The following is a 15,025-nucleotide window of genomic DNA, read 5'->3' as shown; positions in this document are numbered from 1 at the left end:
CGGGCTCAGTCCCGTTCCGCGGCGGACTTCCCGGCGGCGCCGGTGAGCGTGCTGTCGGCCGCCCGCTCCAGCGCCCGCTGCTCGCCCTGCCTGCGGCCCCGGCGCAGGCCGAAGTAGTAGGCGAGGACACCGGCGCCGAGGGCCGCCTGGAGGGCGAACAGGGCCGACTCGATCTCGCCGGACGGCGGCTCGTACAGCGGCGAGAACCACGGCTTGTAGTCCGGCTTCAGCTCGGTGATCGCCGTCTCGGCCTCGGCGTCGGAGCCCGTGAACGGCTCCTTCTTGTGGTCGCCGAGACCGAGCGCCAAGGGCAGCACGGCGAGCGCGGCCACGAGGAACAGCAGCACCAGATTGATCTTCGTGTTCTTCTTCATCGGGCCGCCACCTCGGTCTCGGTCCCGGTCCCGGTCCGCGCCTGCTTCCTGGCGACGAGCACGCCCAGCCGGGTCAGTTCGCCCTTGCTGGACTGCACCAGCAGCCGCATCACGAGCACGGTCAGCAGGCCCTCGCTCACCGCGAGCGGGATCTGAGTGACGGCGAAGATGGAACCGAACTTGCCGAGCGCCCCCAGGAATCCGCTGCCCGGGTCGGGGAACGCGAGCGCCAGCTGCACGCTGGTGACGCAGTAGGTGGACAGGTCGGCGACGAACGCGCCGAAGAACACCGCCACCATCAGCGGCGCGTTGGAGCGCCGCAGCAGCTTGTAGACGGCGTATCCGGCCCAGGGACCGACGATCGCCATGGAGAAGACGTTGGCGCCGAGCGTGGTCAGGCCGCCGTGCGCCAGCAGCAGCGCCTGGAACAGCAGGGTGATGGTGCCCAGCACCGCCATGATGGGCGGCCGGAACAGGATGGCTCCCAGGCCCGTGCCGGTGGGGTGCGAGCAACTGCCCGTGACGGACGGAAGCTTGAGGGCGGACAGGACGAACGTGAAGGCACCGGACGCCCCGAGGAGCAGGGTGCTCTCGGGGTGCTCGCGCACTTCACGGGTGAGCGACCGGACTCCGTGGACGACGAACGGCGCCGACGCGACGCCCCAGGCGACCGCGTGCGCCGGAGGAAGGAAACCCTCGGCAATGTGCATGGCTCAGCAGACCCTCTCCAGCACCTCGTGGATGGTTGACGCGCCTTGGCCGGTCTCCTGGCTGACGGGTACCACCGCCCGGACTCCGCCTTCCCGGGTCGCAAGGACCCAGTGGCTGCCCGTGAGGGCCGGAGCCGGACTTCCCGATTCACAGTGGCGAGGGCCGCACCGGCATCACACCGGATTTCCCGTTCACCAAGGCCTGGTGACCATAAGGCCGGGGTAAGGGCGATGACAAGCCACCCAAGGGGCGCGCGAGGGGGCGCCCGTTCGCACACCGGCGCATCCCCCGGCTGGTCCACGCGGTCCGCGCAGGGCCCCGCCGCACGAGGTACGGGCCTTGTCAGTCGTCGCCCCCGTCGTTCCCGCCGTCGTCGCTCTCCCCGTCCTCCCCTGCCTGGCGCGGCTTCTGCGGCTTCTGCGGCTTCGACTGCTCCGGGCCGCCGTCGACCGCTTCGCCCGTCGCAGTCGCGGGGCCCGGCGCGGACGCGGGAGGAGTCGGGGAAGGGGGCGGCGTGGACGGAGTGACATCGGCCACGGTGCCGGTGGCCGGCGTGTCGGCTGCCCCGGGGCCGGACGCCGGGTCGGCCTGCGGATCGGAGGAGTCGGACGTGGCGGACTCGGCGGACGGCGTGGCGGCGGGACTGCTCGCACTCGGGGACGCGTCGGGTTCCGTCCCCTCCGCGGTCGTGTCGGGCGAGAACCAGCGCATGCCGATGAGCAGCGCGGTGATGAACAGTGCCGCGGCGGCGGCCGTCGCGGCCAGCTTCGACCGGTTGCCGTGACCGCCGCGCCCGCGCGAGTGGCCCGAACGCCCCGACTGAGCCGCCCGGGCAGCGGTGCGGTGGCCCGTGGTGGCGGGCAGCGCGTACGTGGTCGGGCTGCCGGTCTCGGCGGTCGCGTACGGTCCCGGCCCGGCGGGCATCGCTCTGGACGCGGTGTTCGGCCGCAGCGGCGGTGAGGCCTGCGGCAGCGGCTCGGGCAGACCCCGCCAGGCGCCCCCGCCGAACCACTCGGCGGCCTGCTGGGCGGTGGGGCGGTCCTCGGGCTGCTTGGCGAGCAGACCGAGGAGGTAGTTCTCGAACGCCGGCGGAAGTCCGGCGACACCGAGCTCGCGTGGCGGCACCGGAGCGGAGTCGAGGTGCTGGTGGAGCAGGGCGACGGCGGTGTCGGCCTGGAACGGAGGGCGTCCGCTGAGGAGCTGGTAGAGCACGCAGCCCAGGGAGTACATGTCGGACGCGGGCCCCGCGGGCTTGCCCAGGGCCCGCTCGGGTGCGAGGTAGAGGCCGGTGCCGATGATCTGGCCGGTGGCGGTGAGCGCGGCGCCGGGGTCGTCGAGGAACCGCGCGATGCCGAAGTCGCCGATCTTCAGCGTGCCGCCCGCGTCCAGCAGCAGGTTGGCGGGCTTGACGTCCCGGTGCACGATGCCCTGCGCGTGCGCGGCGGCGAGCCCCGCGGACGCCTGCGCGGCGAGCACGGCCACCCGCTCGGCGGGCAGCGCGCCGGAGCCGGTCAGCACCCCGGCGAGACTGTCGCCCTCGACCAGCTCCATCACCAGGTACAGCCGGTTGTCGAACTCACCGAAGTCCAGCACACCGACCACGTTGGGGTGGTTGAGACGTCCGGCGGTCTGAGCCTCCAGACGGAACCGGGAGGCCGCCGTGGCGTCGGTGTCCTGGGGCAGCAGCAGCTTGAGGGCCACCGCTCTGGCGAGCGTCTCGTCGTACGCGCGCCAGACCTCTCCCATTCCACCGCGCCCGATCTCCACATCCAGCCGGTAGCGGCCCGCTAGCAGCACTCGTCCTCGTCTCACGCATAGGGGAAGGTCGTCGCCGCAGGCCGAACTCCCCGCTTGCGCACGGGGATTGATGGGGGACGCCGCAGCCGACCCAGGATACTGGCGCGGCACGGCCGCCGATCTCCGCGGCGGTGTCCTCGCAGGGCCCCGGCGCCGAAATCCCGGAGTGAACGAGTCGCCCGCCGGGGTGACACTCCCGGCGCCCGGTTGCCACAGGATGCCGGCAGGGCGTCAGACCACCGCGCCCGTCCCCTTCTCCCGGTGCGGCAACAGGGCCACCGCCAGGGCCGGTACGGCCGCCAGGACCAGCCACGGCACGGCGGCCGGCAGGCCCAGGCCGAGCAGGAAGCCGGTGGCCGCGCTGCCGGCCAGGACGATCAGACCCGAGACGGACGACAGCGCACCCATGTAGAGCCCGAGCCGGCCATCCTCGGCGAAGTCGGGCACCCAGGCACGGGCGGCGGGCACGACCAGCATCTGCCCCACGGTGAGCAAGATCACGAAGCCCGCGGCCGGGAGCAGCCCGGCCGTGCCCGTCCAGCCGGCGGGACGGGCCGCGGCCACCACCGCGAAACCGGACGCGATCAGCAGCAGCCCCGCGGTCATGGAGCGGCGCAGATCCAGCCGGTCGCCCGCCCAGCGGGTCACCGGCAACTGGGTGAACACCACCAGAACCGAGGACAGCGCGAAGAGCCAGGACAACGGCGCCTGGGAGCCCGCCGCGCGCTGCACCTCGTCCGGCAGGGCCAGATACAGCTGGTTGTAGGCGAGCAGATAGGTGCCGTACGCGCAGCACAGGGCGAGGAAGCGACGGTCGCGCAGCAGGGAGCGGACCCCGCCCCGCTCCCGGACGCGGACCCGGCCGGGGATGTGCTGCGGCATCAGCCACAGATGCCCGGCGAGGACGAGTACGAAGACTCCGGCACCGGCCAGACACGCGGTGCGGAAGTCGACGGCGAGCAGCAGCGCGCCGAGCAACGGCCCCACGAACGCCCCCGCCTGGCCCGCCACGCTGAACAGGGCGAGGACCCGGGTGCGCGGGCCGTGCCCGTCCTCCTCCCACACGACCGCCTGGCGGGCCACCTCGGACTCCACGGCGGGGGAGAAGAGCGCTGCGGCGAAACCGATCACCAGCACCGCACCGATCACGGCCCCGCTCGTCTCCGCGAAGCCGAGCCACGCGAACCCGGCGATCCGCAGCGTGCAGCCCGCCAGCACGACCGGCCGGACCCCGAACCGGTCGACGAGCCAGCCGCCGACCACGAACAGCCCTTGCTGGCTGAAGGTACGCAGCCCGAGCACGAACCCGACCAGCCACCCCGCCATGCCGATCGCGGTGCCGAGGTGCTCGGCGAGGAACGGCAGGACGGCGTAGAAGCCGATGTTGAAGGCGAGCTGGGTGAGGATCAGCAACCGCAGCAGCGGCGACAGTCGCCTGATCAGACGCCAGGTGCTGTCGCGGCCTTCGGCGCGGGTCGTACGGGCGGCCTTGCGGGTCGGCACCCTGGAAGCGGTGTTTGTCATCGTTCGTCTGTCTGTGAGGCGGACACGGGGGCAAGGAGGTCGTCGGGGCGCTCCGGGTGCCGTCGCGGGGGCGGCACGCCCTGATCCAGGGGCGGCACGGCCGGGCCCGCGGACCGTGTGCGCCGCCGGGGCAGCCGTACCCCGCCCGCGGCCGTCACCGCGAGTGCCCCGAGCAGGGCGAGCGCGGCGGCCGGGAAGAGGACGGCCCACGGGGCCCGTTCGGCGTAGGGCTGGTTCTCGGCGAGCAGCAGGCCCCATTCGGGGGAGGGCGGCTGGGCGCCCAGGCCGAGGAAGCCGAGCGCGGCGAGGCTCAGCGCGACACCCGGCAGCCGGAGCAGGGCGTGCCGGGCGACCGGGGGCACGACGGCGGGCAGCAGTTCGCGCCGGAGCAGGTACCAGCGGCCTGCGCCCAGCGCCCGGGTGGCGACCAGATGGGTCGTCGCACGCTCCTGCAGCAGCAGGGAGGAGGTGTGCGCGGCGAGTGGGGACCAGGCCACGACGGCCACGGCGAGCGCGGGCGTCCAGGGGCCGCTCCCGGCGATGCCGGTGACGAGCAGCCCGGCCAGTACGGGCGGTACGGCACTGAGCGTGTCGGCCAGCGGCCCGGAAAGCCTCGGCAGCAGACCCAGCAGCAGCCCGGCGACGAGGGCGGTGGCACTCACGGCGAGGGCGGTGCCGAGGGTGGTCACCGCCCCGTGGGAGATCCGGGCGAGGACGTCCCGGCCGAGCGCGTCCGTGCCGAAGGGGTGCTCCGCGGAGGGCGCTTGCAGGCGGGCGAGCGTGTCCAGGGCGAGCGGGTCGCGGGGGAGGCCTGCCCCGATCACGGCGGCCAGCAGTCCGCCGTGGAGCAGCGGGAGCGTCCGGGGTGCGGGGGGCCGGGGCCGGTGCAGGGACTGCAGGGCGCCGTCGCGCAGCGCCGGTCCGATCAGCAGCCGGGCGGCGATCCGGGCGAGGAGCCCCGCGGCCGCCGCGAGCAGGACGAGGGCCAGTGTGCCGGTCTGCAGGACGGGCAGGTCCTGGGCGAGTGCGGCGTGCAGGGTGAGCCGGCCGAGGCCCGGGATGTCGAAGATCTGCTCGACGGCGACCGATCCGCCGGTCAGCCCCACCACGAACAGCCCCAGGTTCGGCAGCAGTCCGGGCACGCAGCGGCGCACCGCCTGCCGGGCCAGCGACCTCGGCGGAAGACCGCGTGCCGCGGCCGCCATGGCCCAGGGTTCCGCGAACGCGCCGGGCAGCAGGTCGTCGAGCATCCGGCCCAGGACCGCTCCGGCGGGCAGTCCGAGGGCGAGCGAGGGCAGCACCATCCACTGCGGCCCGTACCAGCCCAGCGCGGGGAGCCAGCCCAGCTGCACGGCGATCACCGAGGCCAGCACCGAGGCGACGAGGAACTCGGGCAGCGAGGCCAGCACGGCGGTCGCCGTCCCGCCGGGACGACGCGCACCGAGGCGGCCTCGCGCGCCGAGCCGGAGCGTGGGGGCGCAGACGGCGGCGGTCGTGGCCGCGGCGACCACCAGGGCCCCGCACATCAGCAGCAGTGACACGCCGAGCGCCTGCACGGCACCCGGCAGCACCGGGGCGCCGGACACCCAGGACGAGCCCGCGTCTCCGTGCAGCAGGCCGCCCAGCCAGCGGCCGAGCAGGACCCATGGTCCGTCGTCCAGGCCGAGTTCGGCGCGGATCGCGCGCAGGGTCTCCGGTGTCGGATCGCGGTCCGCGGAGCGGGCCTTGAGGACGGTCAGCGCCGGGTCGGTGCGCGACAGCCACGGCAGCAGGCCGATCGCACCCACCAGGGCGGCCAGGAGCACGGCCCGCCACGCCAGCGTCGGGCCACCGCCCCGCGCGAGGACGCGCAGGGCGGTGAGCCCCCGGGTCGGGAGGGAGGTCTTGGTGTTCAGGGTCGTGTCCCCACGCCGACGAGCTCCCGCTCGTACGGGTCGAGTCGAGTGCCCTGCACGGACGCCCGGACCCCTGTGACGGCCTTCAGATGCACCAGCGGAATCACCGCGTCGGTACCCAGGATCGCGGCCTCCGCCTTCATGGCGGCGTCCTGCCGCTTCGCGGGATCGGCCTCGGCCCGGGCGGTCGCGACGAGCCGGTCGACGTCCCGGTCGCACAGGAACGCCAGGTTGTAGGAGCCGTCGCAGGTGAAGTCGCTGTCGAGCACGGTGACCGGGTCGCCGGTGTCCGTCATCATGTTGCGGGCGACGACGGCGGCGTCGAACTTCCCGGCCAGCAGGTCCCCTTCGAGGCGCGCGTACGTCCGCACCTCCAGCTTCACCTCGAACCCGGCCTTCTCCAGCTGCTGTTGCAGCACCTGCGCGGTCTCCGCCAGTTCGGGCCGGTCGTTGTAGCCGGCGATGGTGATGCTCTTGCCGTCGGGGTCGGTCGCCGCGGCCCGCCCGGAGGGCTGGACGCGCTTGCCGGCGGCCCAGGTCACGGCCGGGCCGTAGATGCCCTGCGCGGGTTCGGCCGACCCCTCGTAGACACCCTCGGCCACGGTCGCACCGTCGACCGCCGCACGGGCGGCGGCCCGCAGTCCGGGGTCCGTGAAGACGCCGGACCGGGTGTTGAGGTACAGGCTGGTGTCGCGGGCGGTGTTCGATTCGTGGACGGTGCCCTTGTCCAGGGAGGCGGCCTGGGCGACCGGGATCGCCTCGGCGATGTCGACGTCCCCGGTGCGCAGGGCGTTGGCGCGGGCCGTGCCGTCGGAGACGTACCTGACGTCGATGCCCGAGGCCTGGGCCCGGCCGCCCCAGTAGCCGTCGAAGCGGTCCAGTGCGGCCGACCGGTCACCGGTGACCTCGGTGAGCTCGAAGGGGCCGGTGGCGGTGCCGACCGCGTTCACCGTGCCCTTCTTCCCGTACGCCTTCGGGGAGAACACCGCGAGGCTGGGGTTGGTCAGCCGCAGCGGCAGCACCGGGTCGGCTCCGCCGGTGGAGACCCGCACCCGGTTCTCGCCGACGGCCTCGGCGGTCAGCTTCACGCCGGATATCGCGGCGGGCGCCGGCTTCGCCGCGGCGACGTGGGTGAGGGCGGAGGCGGCGGCCTCGGCGGTGACGTCCTCACCGTCCTGGAACGTCGCGTCCCGGAGGGTGAACAGCCAGCTCTCGCCGCCCTTCTCGCGGCTCCAGGACTCCGCGAGCGCGGGCACCGCCGTGCCGTTGGCGTCCAGGCGGGTCAGCCCCTCGGCGACACCCAGCCGGGACAGGTTGTAGGCGTCGTAACCGTACGGCGAGTAGTTCTGCGTCGGCGGGAAGGCCAGGGCCACGCGCAGCCGTCCGCCCTCCCCGGAGCCGGAGGAGTCCGAGGTCTCGGCGGAGCCGTCACCCAAGGAAGCGAAACAGCCGGAGAGCAGCGGCAGGAGGAGCAGACCGGCTGTGAGCCGGCGGCGGGGGATTCTCATAATGTATATGAATACCATTTTCGTTAAGCGAGCGGTATCTCGAAGTGCACGACGCCGCTGCCTCCGCCCGGCACCTCCTCGCGCTCGTCGCACAGCACCTTGCCTAGCGCCTTCCACAAACCCATCGCGCCGGGGGAGTGCGGATAGGTGTGCAGGTAGGCGGACCGGTAACCGCCGTCGGCCCGGGCGAACTCCAGCAGGCCGTCCACCAGTTGCCGGGCGAGCCCGCGCCGCCGGTGCTCGGGGCGCACGTACACCCGCCGGAGCTGTGCCGTCTCGCCCGAGGGGAACCGCTCGGCCAGCCAGCGAGGGTTCGGCGGGTGGGCCGGTCCGCGTGCGTCCAGTGCCGCCGTGGCCGCCACCGTCCCGTCGCGCTCGTCCACGGCGACCAGGAGGGTGTGCCGGGGTGGCGTGACGTAGAACGGCACCGGATCGATGATGTCGGCGTGCCAGCGCGGTACGTAGCCCGTGCCGAAGTCGCGGTACACGGCGTCGAGCATCACCGCCCGGGCTCCGTCGATGTCGGCCGTCGCGGCTTCCCTGATGCTGTACTTACGCATTTGCGCATCATATGCAAGAAGGTTTCGGCGGTGGCCGGGGGCCCACTGCCCGCTGCTGCCGCGGGGCGGTCGTCAAGGCGGTGGATACGGGTGTTCAGCAGTACGGGTGATCCGCGGCGTTCCCGGCGTGGTGGAGGGAAGGTCCGCGGTGACCGCTGCCCGCCCGGCAGCCCGTCCGCCACCGAAGGGTTCGCCCGTGTCCCTCGCCCCCTCCGAGCAGCCCTCCGGCACCGCGCCGCGCTCGCAGAGTCCGGTCGACATCCGGCCGTCCGCCACCGACGTCTCGGCCCTGCCTCCGTTGCGCCTGCACCACCCGGCACGGCTCACCCTGCGCCTGCGCTTCGAGCGTCCGGGGCGGCACCGGCCCGACTGCGACCGGCCCGAGGAGGGCACAGTGGCGGCCGAGCCGCCGCCCGGGCAGGAGTGCCTGATGAGTGTCGGCGGCGCCGTCCACCGGCTGGAGCAGATCCACTGGCACACCCCGTCCGAGCACACCGTGGGCGGGGTGGGCTTCCCCTTGGAGCAGCACCTGAAGTACGTACGGACGGCCGAGGGCGCGGCCGGGAAGGGCGCGAAGGAGTACGCGGTGCCTTCGTGCATCCCGGCGAGGCCGACGACTCCCTGGACCGGCTCCTGCACTCCGCCCGCCGCCGGGAGGACCCCTGGGACGTGCCCGGCGTGGAGCTCGACGCGCTGCTGCCGTCCTGCACCGAGTCCTATCGCTACCTGGGCTCCACCACCACCTGCCCCTACACCACCGGGGTGCGCTGGACGGTGCTGACCCATCCCGTGCAGGCCTCCGCCGCCGCGCTGGAGCACTACCCGAGCCTCTTTCCCGGGGGCAACGCCCGCGAGGTCCAGCCGCTCGGCGACCGGCGCATCGCCGGGGACCGGCACCGCTGGTGGTGACCTGCGGCGCCGGTCGTGAGGTGCGGCCCGGGTGATGATCTGCGGTGCGGGTTGTGAGCTGCGGTCCGGGTGGTGACCTGCGGTGCCGGTCGTGAGCTGCGGTCCGGGTGGTGATCTGCGGTGCGGGTGATCGGGGCATCGGCGGCGAGCGCCCGGCCCGCGGGGACCCGGGCCGGGCGCTCGCGTCCCGGGTCAGGCCTCGGACGGGGCGAGCACCACGAAGTCCGCGTTCGCCGGGTCGAGGCAGACGGCGAGCCGGCCGACGCCCTCCATGTCCGCCGGCCCCATCTGCACACTGCCGCCGTTCGCGGTGACCTGGGCGACCGCGGCGTCGCAGTCGTCGACGGCGAAGACCGGATGCCAGTACGGCCGCCCGCCCGTCAGCGCCAGGTCCTCCTTGCCGAGCTGCATGAGCCCGCCGTGCATCCGGTCCTCGGAGAGCCCCGAGGGGGTGATCAGCGTGTACGTGCCCCCGCCGCCCGGCAGCGGCATGTCACTGAACTGCCAGTCGAAGAGGGAGCCGTAGAACTCCCGCGCGGCCCCGGCGTCGGTCGTGTACAGCTCGGTCCACGACAGCGAGCCCGGCTGGTCCACCAGCTCCACGCCCTTGTTCGTGCCCGGCTCCCAGACGGCGAACTGGCCCCCGAGCGGGTCGCTGTACTGCGCCATCCGGCCCCAGTCGTCGAGGCCCATCGGCGCGACCCGTACGGTGCCGCCCGCCTGTTGCACGGCCTCCGTCGTGGCGTCCGCGTCGGAGACGCTGTAGTAGAGCATCCAGGCCGGGCGTGCGCCCTCCTCGGTGAGCTTGCCGAGCCCGCCGACGATCTTGCCGTCCTTCTTGAACATCCCGCCCTCGAAGTCCTCGCTCTCACCCATGGGCTCGTAGTCCCACCCGAGGACGGCGCCGTAGAAGCCGGCGGCGGCCCGGACGTCCGGAGCGCCCAGGTCGAGCCAGCAGGGGGAACCGGGGACGTACTCCGTTGTGATCATGGCGATGCTTCCCTTCCGCGGGTTCTGTGTGCCCAGCGTGACACCGGGGACCGGGCATCGCCCGTCGGCCGCTGTCCGTTCGGGGGACCCGGCGGACGCGGAGGGAGGCTCAGTGGACGGAGAGTCCGCCGTCGACGAACAGCGACTGCCCGGTGACGTAGGCGGACGCCGCGCTCGCCAGGAAGACCGCCGCGCCCGCGAAGTCCTCGGCGAGCCCGTTGCGCCCGATCATCGTGCGGGCGGCGAGGGCGGCCACCTTCTCCGGGTCCGACGACAGGCGCGCGTTCAGCGGTGTCATGACGAAGCCCGGCACGAGCAGATTGCAGGTGACCCCGCGCGGTGACCACGCCTCGGCCTGGGAACGCGCCAGCGCCTCCAGTCCGCCCTTGGAGGCGCCGTAGGCGCCGCTGTGGACGAACGCGCGGTGCGCCTGCTGCGAGCTGATGTGGATGATCCGCCCGTATCCGCGCTCCGCCATTTTGGGGCCGAAGCGCTGCCCCAGCAGGAACGGCGCCTCCAGGTTGACGGCCATCGTGGCGTCCCAGACGTCCTCGCCGAGTTCGTCCATCGGCGGACGCAGGTTGATTCCCGCGCTGTTGACGAGGATGTCGGGCTCCCCGAACACCTCGACCGCCCGCTCGGCGGCCGTCCGCACCCCCTCGCGGGTGCTCAGGTCCGCGCCGACCCACCCGACACGGCAGCCGAGAGCCGTCAACTCCTCGGCTGTCGCGGCCAGCCGGGCCTCGCCACGGGCCACGACCACCACGCTCGCCCCGGCGCGGGCGAGGGCGTCGGTGATGCCGCGGCCGATGCCGGAACTGCCGCCGGTGACGATCGCGACCCGGCCCTCCAGTGAGAACAGTTCGCAGAGGTAGGCGCGGGCCGAGCGGGACGACGCAGTCGCCTCGCTCGGCTCCGTGGGCGGGGTGGGGTGCGTCGTCATGACGACCACTCTAAGTCGATCATCCGACCACCCCGCGCGGGCGGTGCTCCACCGCCCGGTGGTACCCGCGCCACGAGCGGGTGCCGACCTCTCCCCAATATACCCCCCAGGGGTATATGATCCCGGCATGGACCACGCCACGCACGAACCTGAGAAGCAATCGCACGGGACCGCGTCCTGGGGGACCGCCGTGAAGGCGACGCTGCACTGTCTGACCGGGTGTGCCGTCGGCGAGATCCTCGGCATGGTGATCGGCACGGCGCTGGGGTGGGGCAACGCGCCCACCATGGTGGTGGCGATCGGGCTCGCGTTCCTGTTCGGTTACTCGTTCACCCTGTTCGCGGTCCTGCGGGCCGGCCTCAGCCTCAAGGCCGCGATCCGGGTCGCCCTCGCCGCGGACACGGTCTCCATCGCGGTCATGGAGCTCGTGGACAACGCGATCGTCGCGCTCACGCCGGGCGCGATGGACGCCCAGCTGTCGGAGGGCCTCTTCTGGGGCGCGCTCCTCGGCGGTTTCGCCGTCGCCTTCCTGATCACCACCCCGGTCAACCGGTGGATGATCGGCCGCGGCCGGGGCCACGCCGTGGTCCACGCCCACCACTGACGCGACGTCACCGCGGCTGTCCGCCGCGGGAACCGGCCGGAGCCGCAGGCCGTTGTCCGGGCATGAGGTACACCGTGTGGGCGGGGCAGCTGGTGCCCTTTCTGATCGTCGCGGGCGCTCTGGCGGTCGTCATGGGCCTCTTCGCCTGGCTTGCGTCCGTGATCCGGCGCCGGGGCCTCGCCGGCTCCGGGTTCCGCGCGGCCATGGCCTCGTACGAAGAGGCCTTCCGGGTGACGGCCCACGACGCCCACTACGAGATCCAGGCCCAGGCTCAGGCGCAAAGCCCCGCCGCGGCCCCCGGCGACCTCTGGCGTCCCGCCCGGGACACTGCGGGCGGTGCCGGGCGAGCGCGGCGCCCCGGCCGCCGGAGCGGGGTGCGCCGCCGTCTCGGAGCATGGAGGCGGAGGGCTGCTCGGGGGAGGTGACCGGCAGGTGCGCGGCCTGAAGCCGAGGGCGACGGGGGCGTGGACCGTGCCGGAGGTGAAGGCGAAGGTGAGGGCGAGGGCGCCTATGCCGATGGTGACGATGGTTCGCACGTGCGCGGCCTCGCGTCCGACTCCCGGGCGCGGCTGCCGTGCCGTGCGGCAAGCCCACCAAGCCCCTCGGCGACGGCTACTTCCAGGTCACCAAGGCCGGTCTGACCCGCGAGCTCGGTTACGTCGGCAGCTACGGCGAGGTCATCGACTGGCTGGTCATGATGTACGAGTCGGTCACGCGCGGGTACCAGGGCCAGAAGGGGCCCCCGAACTGCTCACGCACATGGTCCAGATGACCAAGGCGCGCGGCAGTTTCCGCGTCATCGACGTGGACGAGGACCACTGCCGGATCTGCCGCATCGAAACCGTCATCGGCTGGCGCAACGAGGTCTACCCGGGTGAGACCGCTTACGCCTCCCGCACCGCCTCGCCCCCGTCCCCGACGACGTCCCCGACCCCACGCTCGGCGTCCACTTCGACGGCGTGGAGACCATGCTGGTCGGCCGCGCACCCTTCTACCTGTGCGAGTACGGCGACTACCTCGTCGCCATGAACACCAGCACGGGCCGGACGTACACCCTGCCCGCCCGGCACGGCTTCGGGCCGGCCCGGGACCTCGCCACCGGCCGGAGGATCGGCAGGGGCAACGGCCGAAGCTGCGGCCGGGCACCACGCTCGTGCTGGACCGCGGCGCGTGACGGAAGGTACGCGCCAGGGACCGGTGGGGATCAGGCGAGGGTGACCTCCACGGGCAGCTTCTTGATGCCGTTGACGAAGTTGGAGCGCACCCGGGGGACGGCACCGGCCAGGCGGATGTCCGCCAGGCGCGGGATCAGTTCCTCGAACATGATGCGGATCTCGGTGCGGGCGAGGAGGTTGCCCAGGCACAGGTGGGGGCTGCCCTTGCCGAAGGTGACGTGGTCGTTGTCGCGGCGCGCGACGTCGAAGTCGTAGGGGTTGCCGAAGACCTCCTCGTCGCGGTTGCCGGAGGCGAACCACATCACCACCTTGTCGCCCTCCCTCACCCGCTTGCCGCCCAGCTCGACATCGCGTGTGGCGGTGCGGCGGAAGTGGTAGACGGGGGAGGCCCAGCGCAGGAACTCCTCGACCGCGACCGGGATCAGAGACGGGTCCTCCTGGAGGCGGGCCAGCTGCTCGGGGTGCTGGATGAGGGCCAGCATCGAGTGGGAGATGGTGTGCCGGGTCGTCTCGTTGCCGGCGACGACCAGCAACAGGAAGTAGTTGTCGAAGTCCTGCGGGGAGAGCGGGACGCCGTCGCGGGGCGTGGTGTTGACCAGGCGGGAGACCAGGTCGGTGCCGTCGCCGCCCCGGCGCTGCCGGGCCAGCTCGCGACCGTACTCGAAGACCTCCAGCGAGGCGGGGGAGCGGAAGGGCAGATCGCGGTAGCGCTCGCTCTCCTCGCTGTGCAGCAGGACGTCCGCGTAGTCGGGGTCGGTGTGGCCGATGATGCGGTTGCCCCAGTCGATGAGCTTCTGGTTGTCCTCCGGCGGCACGTTCAGCAGCCGGGCGAGCACATTGATGGGGAAGTCCGCCGAGACGTCCTCGACGGGCCGACCGGCATCCTGCGCGAGGCCGCCGGGCGGCTCGTCCAGGCCGAGCTCCCCGCGCCGACCCGGGCTCAGCGTCGCCGGGCCATCCAGGGCGTGATCCGCGAACTGCACTCCCGTGGCATCACCAGCTACACCGAGCCCGGCCTCGGCCCCGGCGGCGCGGACTCCCTCTTCGGCGGCCTGAGCACCGACAACTGGAACGCCTACGCCGACCTCGCCGCCGGCGGCGAACTCCAGGCCCGCGTCAGTGTCCTGCTCCTGCCCGCCCCCATGGGCGGCTCCGCCGAGGACGTCCGCCGGGGACTGGCCGAACTGCGCCGCCCCGAGTCGGCCGACCCCCGGCTGCTGCGCGCCATCGGCGTCAAGATCTTCGCCGACGGCGTCCCGCCCAACCGCACGGCGTGGATGAGCGAGCCGTACCCGGACGGCGGTCACGGCGTCCTGTGCGTGCACGGCGACACGCCCGCGCTCCAGGTGCACGAACTGCGCGAGATGATCAGGCTCGGCCACGAGGCCGGCTTCCAGCTCGGCGTACACGTCACCGGCGACCGGGCCATCGACCTCGTGGTGGACGCCTTCCTCGCCGCGAACACGGCCGCGCCCCGACCCGACGCCCGCCACTACGTCATCCACGGCGACTTCATCAGCCCGGGCAGCCTGGCCAAGCTCGCCGCGCACGGCTACGGCCTCAACATGAACCCCGCCATCAAGTGGACCATCTCCGACCTGATGGACGAGCTCGTCGGCCCGGAACGCTCCGCCTACCAGTGGCCGGTGCGCTCCGCGCTGGACGCCGGCGTACGGGTCTGTGCCGGCTCCGACGCCCCCATCACCGAGCCCGACTGGCGCCAGGGCGTGGCCGCGATGATGCTGCGCGAGTCCAAGGCCAGCGGCCGTACCAGCGGTCCCGAGCAGTGCGTCCCGCTCGCCGACGCCCTGCGCGCCTACACCTCCACCGCCGCCTGGCAGGATTTCGCGGACGACTGGAAGGGCACCCTCGAAGCGGGCCGGGCCGCCGACCTGTGCGTCCTGGACCGGCCGCTGCTAAACCTCGACCCGCACGAGATCACTCAGGCGCAGGTGGATTTCACGGTGTTCGACGGACAGGTGGTCTTCGAGCGGTGAGACCCGCTCACGTGTGGGCGGTGAGACCCGCTCGGGTG

General features: G+C 73.1%; 14 protein-coding genes, 1 pseudogene and 1 riboswitch. Of the genes and pseudogenes, 5 read left to right on the top strand and 10 right to left on the bottom strand.

Annotated features, from left to right (window positions below; translation table 11 throughout):
• Positions 1-5: 5 nt before the first annotated feature.
• From FDO69_RS31100 to FDO69_RS31070, 7 genes are all read right to left on the bottom strand, one after another.
• The gene (locus tag FDO69_RS31100) at positions 6-374 is read right to left on the bottom strand and encodes an energy-coupling factor ABC transporter substrate-binding protein (RefSeq protein ID WP_104784586.1); all 369 of its coding nucleotides are present in this window, start codon (positions 372-374) and stop codon (positions 6-8) included.
• On the bottom strand, positions 371-1,084 hold the full coding sequence (locus FDO69_RS31095; RefSeq protein ID WP_104784583.1) for an energy-coupling factor ABC transporter permease: 714 nt from the start codon (positions 1,082-1,084) through the stop codon (positions 371-373). Before FDO69_RS31095 ends, FDO69_RS31100 begins: the two co-directional genes overlap by 4 nt.
• A 30-nt stretch (positions 1,085-1,114) precedes the next feature.
• A riboswitch (cobalamin riboswitch) is annotated at positions 1,115-1,299 on the bottom strand.
• A gap of 128 nt (positions 1,300-1,427) precedes the next feature.
• Positions 1,428-2,897, bottom strand: coding sequence for a serine/threonine-protein kinase (locus FDO69_RS31090; protein ID WP_478131933.1), 1,470 nt, complete (start codon positions 2,895-2,897; stop codon positions 1,428-1,430).
• 216 nt (positions 2,898-3,113) lie between these two features.
• Complete coding sequence (locus FDO69_RS31085) at positions 3,114-4,406, bottom strand: MDR family MFS transporter (protein WP_104784577.1); 1,293 nt, start codon at positions 4,404-4,406, stop codon at positions 3,114-3,116.
• Positions 4,403-6,211: an ABC transporter permease subunit gene (locus FDO69_RS31080; RefSeq protein ID WP_167526712.1), complete on the bottom strand. Its 1,809-nt coding sequence runs from the start codon at positions 6,209-6,211 to the stop codon at positions 4,403-4,405. The genes FDO69_RS31085 and FDO69_RS31080 overlap by 4 nt, the downstream gene beginning before the upstream one ends.
• Positions 6,212-6,297: 86 nt before the next feature.
• Entirely contained in the window at positions 6,298-7,809 is a 1,512-nt protein-coding gene (locus FDO69_RS31075; protein ID WP_104784574.1) for an ABC transporter substrate-binding protein, read from the bottom strand.
• A 23-nt stretch (positions 7,810-7,832) separates the two neighbouring features.
• Positions 7,833-8,369, bottom strand: a complete 537-nt coding sequence (locus FDO69_RS31070) for a GNAT family N-acetyltransferase (protein ID WP_104784571.1) — start codon at positions 8,367-8,369, stop codon at positions 7,833-7,835.
• A 594-nt stretch (positions 8,370-8,963) separates the two neighbouring features.
• Here FDO69_RS31070 and FDO69_RS42775 point away from each other — a divergent pair.
• Positions 8,964-9,278 carry a carbonic anhydrase family protein gene (locus tag FDO69_RS42775; protein WP_159030666.1) on the top strand — a complete coding sequence of 105 codons (315 nt, stop codon included), beginning with the start codon at positions 8,964-8,966 and terminating at the stop codon, positions 9,276-9,278.
• 192 nt (positions 9,279-9,470) lie between these two features.
• Here the strand turns inward: FDO69_RS42775 and FDO69_RS31060 are convergent, their stop codons facing one another.
• Both FDO69_RS31060 and FDO69_RS31055 read right to left on the bottom strand, forming a co-directional pair.
• The gene (locus FDO69_RS31060; RefSeq protein WP_104784565.1) at positions 9,471-10,268 is read right to left on the bottom strand and encodes a VOC family protein; all 798 of its coding nucleotides are present in this window, start codon (positions 10,266-10,268) and stop codon (positions 9,471-9,473) included.
• A 109-nt stretch (positions 10,269-10,377) separates the two neighbouring features.
• The gene (locus FDO69_RS31055) at positions 10,378-11,211 is read right to left on the bottom strand and encodes an SDR family NAD(P)-dependent oxidoreductase (RefSeq protein ID WP_104784562.1); all 834 of its coding nucleotides are present in this window, start codon (positions 11,209-11,211) and stop codon (positions 10,378-10,380) included.
• Positions 11,212-11,338: 127 nt separating this feature from the next.
• Between FDO69_RS31055 and FDO69_RS31050 the strand changes: the two genes are divergently transcribed.
• The 3 genes from FDO69_RS31050 to FDO69_RS42385 all read left to right on the top strand — a co-directional run bounded on the left by FDO69_RS31050 (position 11,339) and on the right by FDO69_RS42385 (position 12,587).
• Positions 11,339-11,815, top strand: a complete 477-nt coding sequence (locus FDO69_RS31050; RefSeq protein WP_167526711.1) for a DUF4396 domain-containing protein — start codon at positions 11,339-11,341, stop codon at positions 11,813-11,815.
• 62 nt (positions 11,816-11,877) lie between these two features.
• Entirely contained in the window at positions 11,878-12,240 is a 363-nt protein-coding gene (locus tag FDO69_RS31045; protein WP_104784556.1) for a hypothetical protein, read from the top strand.
• A gap of 149 nt (positions 12,241-12,389) precedes the next feature.
• Positions 12,390-12,587, top strand: a complete 198-nt coding sequence (locus FDO69_RS42385) for a hypothetical protein (protein WP_234388185.1) — start codon at positions 12,390-12,392, stop codon at positions 12,585-12,587.
• Between the two features lie 432 nt (positions 12,588-13,019).
• Here FDO69_RS42385 and FDO69_RS31035 read toward each other — a convergent pair.
• Positions 13,020-13,859, bottom strand: a pseudogene (locus FDO69_RS31035) (cytochrome P450); the annotation flags it as partial.
• Between FDO69_RS31035 and FDO69_RS31030 the strand changes: the two are divergent.
• Positions 13,749-14,987, top strand: coding sequence for an amidohydrolase (locus tag FDO69_RS31030; protein ID WP_420878556.1), 1,239 nt, complete (start codon positions 13,749-13,751; stop codon positions 14,985-14,987). The pseudogene FDO69_RS31035 and the gene FDO69_RS31030 sit on opposite strands and share 111 nt — an antisense overlap.
• Positions 14,988-15,025: the final 38 nt, after the last annotated feature.

The sequence above is a fragment of the Streptomyces tibetensis genome (assembly GCF_007655005.1).
GTDB classification, from domain to species: Bacteria; Actinomycetota; Actinomycetes; order Streptomycetales; family Streptomycetaceae; genus Streptomyces; species Streptomyces tibetensis.
This window is presented reverse-complemented; position numbering and strand designations above follow the sequence as displayed.

Bases quoted from the DNA above. Each gene is read 5' to 3' on its own strand.
- FDO69_RS31060 (WP_104784565.1), bottom strand. From the start codon at position 10,268: ATGATCACAACGGAGTACGTCCCCGGTTCCCCCTGCTGGCTCGACCTG.
- FDO69_RS31075 (WP_104784574.1), bottom strand. From the start codon at position 7,809: ATGAGAATCCCCCGCCGCCGGCTCACAGCCGGTCTGCTCCTCCTGCCG.
- FDO69_RS31050 (WP_167526711.1), top strand. From the start codon at position 11,339: ATGGACCACGCCACGCACGAACCTGAGAAGCAATCGCACGGGACCGCG.
- FDO69_RS31100 (WP_104784586.1), bottom strand. From the start codon at position 374: ATGAAGAAGAACACGAAGATCAATCTGGTGCTGCTGTTCCTCGTGGCC.
- FDO69_RS31045 (WP_104784556.1), top strand. From the start codon at position 11,878: ATGAGGTACACCGTGTGGGCGGGGCAGCTGGTGCCCTTTCTGATCGTC.
- FDO69_RS31085 (WP_104784577.1), bottom strand. From the start codon at position 4,406: ATGACAAACACCGCTTCCAGGGTGCCGACCCGCAAGGCCGCCCGTACG.
- FDO69_RS31055 (WP_104784562.1), bottom strand. From the start codon at position 11,211: ATGACGACGCACCCCACCCCGCCCACGGAGCCGAGCGAGGCGACTGCG.
- FDO69_RS31070 (WP_104784571.1), bottom strand. From the start codon at position 8,369: ATGCGTAAGTACAGCATCAGGGAAGCCGCGACGGCCGACATCGACGGA.
- FDO69_RS31095 (WP_104784583.1), bottom strand. From the start codon at position 1,084: ATGCACATTGCCGAGGGTTTCCTTCCTCCGGCGCACGCGGTCGCCTGG.